This window comes from uncultured Algibacter sp. (genome assembly GCF_947487605.1).
In the GTDB taxonomy this organism is placed as follows: domain Bacteria; phylum Bacteroidota; class Bacteroidia; order Flavobacteriales; family Flavobacteriaceae; genus Algibacter_D.
This window is the reverse complement of record NZ_CANKXK010000024.1, coordinates 1-4,498: the sequence shown is the minus strand read 5'-3', so window position 1 is coordinate 4,498 and position 4,498 is coordinate 1. Positions and strand designations below refer to the sequence as shown.

Annotated in this window: 7 protein-coding genes; all 7 read right to left on the bottom strand. The window is 30.8% G+C overall.

The genetic code is table 11. The features are described from left to right. Window positions 1–298 precede the first annotated feature (298 nt). The 7 genes from Q0739_RS14620 to Q0739_RS14590 all read right to left on the bottom strand — a co-directional run bounded on the left by Q0739_RS14620 (window position 299) and on the right by Q0739_RS14590 (window position 4,276). Window positions 299–1,012 (bottom strand): hypothetical protein, encoded by a 714-nt coding sequence (locus tag Q0739_RS14620; RefSeq protein WP_298239481.1) that lies wholly within the window; start codon window positions 1,010–1,012, stop codon window positions 299–301. 110 nt (window positions 1,013–1,122) lie between these two features. Next, window positions 1,123–1,599, bottom strand: coding sequence for a hypothetical protein (locus Q0739_RS14615; RefSeq protein WP_298239480.1), 477 nt, complete (start codon window positions 1,597–1,599; stop codon window positions 1,123–1,125). A gap of 169 nt (window positions 1,600–1,768) precedes the next feature. After that, entirely contained in the window at window positions 1,769–2,188 is a 420-nt protein-coding gene (locus Q0739_RS14610) for a hypothetical protein (RefSeq protein ID WP_298239479.1), read from the bottom strand. Window positions 2,189–2,205: 17 nt separating this feature from the next. Further along, window positions 2,206–2,388: a hypothetical protein gene (locus Q0739_RS14605; protein ID WP_298239478.1), complete on the bottom strand. Its 183-nt coding sequence runs from the start codon at window positions 2,386–2,388 to the stop codon at window positions 2,206–2,208. 205 nt (window positions 2,389–2,593) lie between these two features. Then, window positions 2,594–3,529 carry a hypothetical protein gene (locus Q0739_RS14600; RefSeq protein ID WP_298239477.1) on the bottom strand — a complete coding sequence of 312 codons (936 nt, stop codon included), beginning with the start codon at window positions 3,527–3,529 and terminating at the stop codon, window positions 2,594–2,596. Between the two features lie 158 nt (window positions 3,530–3,687). After that, the gene (locus tag Q0739_RS14595; RefSeq protein WP_298239476.1) at window positions 3,688–3,972 is read right to left on the bottom strand and encodes an addiction module antidote protein; all 285 of its coding nucleotides are present in this window, start codon (window positions 3,970–3,972) and stop codon (window positions 3,688–3,690) included. Between the two features lies 1 nt (window position 3,973). After that, a complete protein-coding gene (locus Q0739_RS14590) occupies window positions 3,974–4,276 on the bottom strand; it encodes a type II toxin-antitoxin system RelE/ParE family toxin (RefSeq protein WP_298239475.1) in 303 nt (100 codons plus the stop codon). Between the last annotated feature and the right edge of the window lie 222 nt (window positions 4,277–4,498).

The window sequence follows — 4,498 nt, the reverse complement described above, 5'->3', positions numbered from 1 at the left end:
CGTCTAATTACTTTGTCATTTTTATACATAATTGTGTTAAATTATGTAGCCTTTATTCAGGACGGGTCAAAATGTTTTGTAACGGTCTTGTGTATGGCTCGTTGCGTTTAAATTAGCAATTATTTTTCGGTCGAGCCACAAGCCAAATTTTTAAATTTTACTATTTATATTTTTAGTTTGAAATCGTCAAATTTAAAAATTTGGCGACTTTCCAAATATGACTTAACTTTGTTTAAGCAACTGACTAGCAATGAGCTATACACGGTGTTACCAAACGATTTATTTTTTCAGCTTAATTTTAGCGTAAATCATATTCGTATTCAATTATATTAGTTAATTCACCATTAACATATTTTTTTTTATTTAGAACAAGATTTCTGTCATTAAATTCATTGTAAATAAATTCGGTAAACTCATTTGTGTCAATGTTCAAAATAGATGTAATATTTCTTGAGCCTATATTATTTATATTTAAAAGTTGGTAGTTATAAACAGTAACTAAAGGGCTTACCGTTGTTTGGTCTCGTTCTATGATTAAACTTTCAGAAGTACAAGAATTAGTACTATTAATAGTTAAACCGTCATATGTATAATTTATTTCGCAAACAAGAACATCATTTTCGTATTTTTTGTCAGATATTAATTGAAGCTGGTCATAATCATATCGATGTTTAATCGTAGTGCCGTTTATTTCAATCGTACTTTCAATTAAATTTCCATAAAACAGTCCGTAATTGTAAAAAACTTCTGTTCCATCATTAAAAGATATTGATGTTACTTCTCCTTCATTATCATAGTTTAGAGTACTAATAAATGTTTCTCCATTCGAATTAGTTTCACTAATTTCCTTTAAATCATTAATATCATATATGTAATCAATTACTTTTTCAACGTTGCCATTTGCGTCTGTAGTTGTTATTCTATCTACAAAAGTATTTTTGAAAGTTGATGAATTATCATCGCTATCACAAGATAAAATAAAGAGCAAAAAAAATAAAAAATAATATTTCATAGGTTTCTTTAATTGTTTGGTAACGTTTATGTATAAGATTAGTGCGGTTTTGTGTGCGAGGATTTTCCGAAGGAAAATCAGATGCAAGCAAACAAAGCAACTAACATTGGTTAAGCTAAAAATAGCAATTTTTTATATACAATGTTGGCAGCTGGTTTTATTTCTTTTATTAGTTTATAAAATTCGGTTCCGTTAAATTCAGTCCATTTTTTTGAGTACAAACGTTTCTCATTTCGAATCAGTCTGATTTCTGGTTCAGAGCTTTTAAAGTATAATTCAACGTCATATAATTTTATTACCCAACTTTTGAAATGGTCATTCGGGTTTACTAATTCCAAATTATTGTGAAATATTATTCCGTTTGATTTAAAAATTTCCGCAAACACGCTATTCCAATATGAGTAAGTTCGGTTTTGAGTTAGTTCAAAGTCAACAATGTCAGATATAATTCTTTCAAGTCCAGTATATTCATCAGTTCCGTCAATTCCGATTAAATTTCCTGTGATACGAGTAGCATTTATATTGTACCAACCCATTCTAGTTTCGTCAAAATCAAAAATCCAATCTGGAAAAGTTGTTACTCTCATTCTTTTAAGTTCGGGTTTTGTCAACTTGCTGCCAACGGTCTAGTGTATTATTTCGTTGCGTGTTTCAGCACTAAAGCTAGCAAATAAATCACAGATAGAAAGTCCGCGAGGACTTTCGTAAGTAGGCTCTAACTAGCAATGAATTATACACATTGTTGTGCGTTCGTTTTTATTCTACTATGTTTATTTTCGTTCCGTTAATTATTGTTCCGTTTTTTAATTCAGATACAGTTTTTAATTCCGATGTAGGATTCCATTCGCTTAAAATCAGTTCGTTACTTTCGTTCCAATCAATTATTTTATATCCTTGTAGAATTAGTCCTTTTCCAAGGTCATTTTCCTTTTTCTCTATTACTGACCAAAAAATTCTTGAATATCCCAGTCCGCCTTTGTCAAATTGATATTCGTAATATTTATATTTTTTGTTTGGTGAAATTGAGTCCGCAATAATTATCAAATTCGGCTCGTCCAAAGAATGTTCAGAGTTAAAAACTTCCACAAGTTCATTCAAATCCGAGTTGATTTTAATTCCAATTCCGATTATTCCAAGTAGGACAACACCAACAATTATTAAAGTCCATTTTTTCATTAAATATTTATTCCAATTTATAAATCAAATGCTCTCGGAACACTTTTATGTAAAACTTTGTCAAGACATTTAGAATGAGCATAAACTGCCTGAACCTCTTTAGTTTTCTTATCACATTCTATTGTGATTTCAATCGCTTTGTTAAATGTTGAATCTTGACCACAAAAGCAACATAAAACTTCTAAATCTGCATTTTCCATTTGTTCTAAAATCTCTGTTTTATGTCCTTAATTTTGTTATTGTGTACGATTTTTCTTAAATGACGCACAACGTTTATGTATAAGATTAGTGCGGTTTTGTGTGCGAGGATTTTCCGAAGGAAAATCAGATGTAACAAAACAGGACTAATCGCTGGTTTTAAGCACAGACCTAAGCATTAATTTTATACTTTGTTGGCAATAGTAATTAATTACAAATTCCGTTTATTAGATTTGTTTTTGTAGGATTAAAACTATTATCTTTAACATAATAATTTCCAGATAATCCTGAATTATTAAAAAGTAATTCAAGAGCACAAAAATTATCTAGTTTTATATTATTATCAATTACTAAATCTTGACTTATAGATTTTAAAGATTCTAAACCTGTCAAACTAGTTAGATTATCATTGTTGTAGATTATTAGTGTTCCAGTTAGAGATTCTATATTTGATAAAGCACTAATGTCTTCTAAAGAAGAATTACCACCCTTTAAATCTTGACCTTGACCAATAAATAAATCGTCATTAATAACCTTAATATTTGACAAACCATTAAGGTTTTTAAGTGAATTATTATTATTTATTACAAGTTTAAATACTTGAGTCAAATCTTTCAAAGGAGATAAATCGTTAATATCAGTTGAAGAAGGAGCTGTTCCAGAAATATTAATGAGGTCTCCAATAATTAATATCCCTTCTATTTTAGAATATTTATTACTACCTAAGAGTTCCAAGTCATTCTGTGTTCTTACTGTAATGGTAATCCCTGTAACAAAATGCCAGATTGGAGAACTTGCCAACACTTCTCCTTTATTACTTATTGTGTCGACTCTCCAATAATAAGTTGTATTAATTTTTAAATTAGTATACTTCTTTTCGGTTGTCTCTAAATTATAGACTGTAGTTGGATTTTCAGATGTATCGAAGTACATTCTGTAAGTTGCATCTTCTGGGGTATTTTCTCCTGGTATAAAAGATATAGTTCCATTCATAACAGGAATTGGTGCGAGAACTGAATTTGGATCTGAATAAGTAACCTTTTCTACAGGAAAAACTTCTAATTCATTTTCATCATTCTTCTGACAAGAAGAAAGAATAAGGCAAATTATTATTATTATTTTAAGGTTGATTTCTTTTTTCATAGTTGTGTTTTTATTATTGCCAACGGTCTCGGCTATGAGTAGTTGCGTGGGTTAGCACTTAACTCTGCAAGTGCACACCAAGTTGGAAATTCCGCAGGAATTTCCAAAGTAGGCGAGAACAAGCAATTACTTATAGCCATTGTTGTGGTGTCGTTTTTTTATGCTGACATTGGTTTCACGTTAATCTGTCCGCCAATAGCTTTCAGTACTTTCATTATTGTTACAAATTGTGGTTTAGCTCCGTCAGATAATGCTTTATAAAGACTTGGTCTGCTCATTCCAGTTTTTTCCGCAATTTTGGTCATTCCGATTGCCTTTGCAATATGTCCGATTGCTACTATCAAATCAGAACTTTCTCCATCTTCAAGTACTGTATTTAGATATTCAGCAATCATTTCTTCGCTGTCCAAATAGTCTGCTATATCAAATTTCGTAGTTGCCATTTTATTCTTCTTTTATTCTGTTCCAGATTTCTTTCGCTTTTTTAATGTCCTTTTGTTGGGTCGATTTATCTCCACCGATTAGAAGAACAACTATTTTATTGTCTTTCTCCTTAAAGTAAACTCGATAGCCTTTAGCATAATTAATTCGCATTTCACTAATTCCGTCTCCAACAGGTTTGCAATCTCCGAAATGTTCATCTGTTTCAAGTTTCTGAATTCGGAAGAGGATTTTTGCTTTTGCCCTAATGTCCTTGAGCTTTCTAATCCACTTATCAAATTCAGATGTTTTTTCAGTGATTATCATTTAAAACGTATCCATTTAGATACAAAAATAGATAAATATTTGGATTAATCAAAACGGAATTTTGTTTTTTCCGAGCGGTCTGAGGAAATGCACCACAACGTTTTTGTGTATGGAAAGTGCGGTTTTGTGCGCGAGGATTTTCCGCAGGAAAATCGGACGCAACAAAAGTGAACTTTCCTATGAATTAGGCACTAATTTAAGCATTTTTTATACACGTTGTTA

Coding starts and splice junctions, on each gene's coding strand:
- Q0739_RS14620 (WP_298239481.1), bottom strand. CDS start 1,012: ATGAAATATTATTTTTTATTTTTTTTGCTCTTTATTTTATCTTGTGAT.
- Q0739_RS14615 (WP_298239480.1), bottom strand. CDS start 1,599: ATGAGAGTAACAACTTTTCCAGATTGGATTTTTGATTTTGACGAAACT.
- Q0739_RS14610 (WP_298239479.1), bottom strand. CDS start 2,188: ATGAAAAAATGGACTTTAATAATTGTTGGTGTTGTCCTACTTGGAATA.
- Q0739_RS14605 (WP_298239478.1), bottom strand. CDS start 2,388: ATGGAAAATGCAGATTTAGAAGTTTTATGTTGCTTTTGTGGTCAAGAT.
- Q0739_RS14600 (WP_298239477.1), bottom strand. CDS start 3,529: ATGAAAAAAGAAATCAACCTTAAAATAATAATAATAATTTGCCTTATT.
- Q0739_RS14595 (WP_298239476.1), bottom strand. CDS start 3,972: ATGGCAACTACGAAATTTGATATAGCAGACTATTTGGACAGCGAAGAA.
- Q0739_RS14590 (WP_298239475.1), bottom strand. CDS start 4,276: ATGATAATCACTGAAAAAACATCTGAATTTGATAAGTGGATTAGAAAG.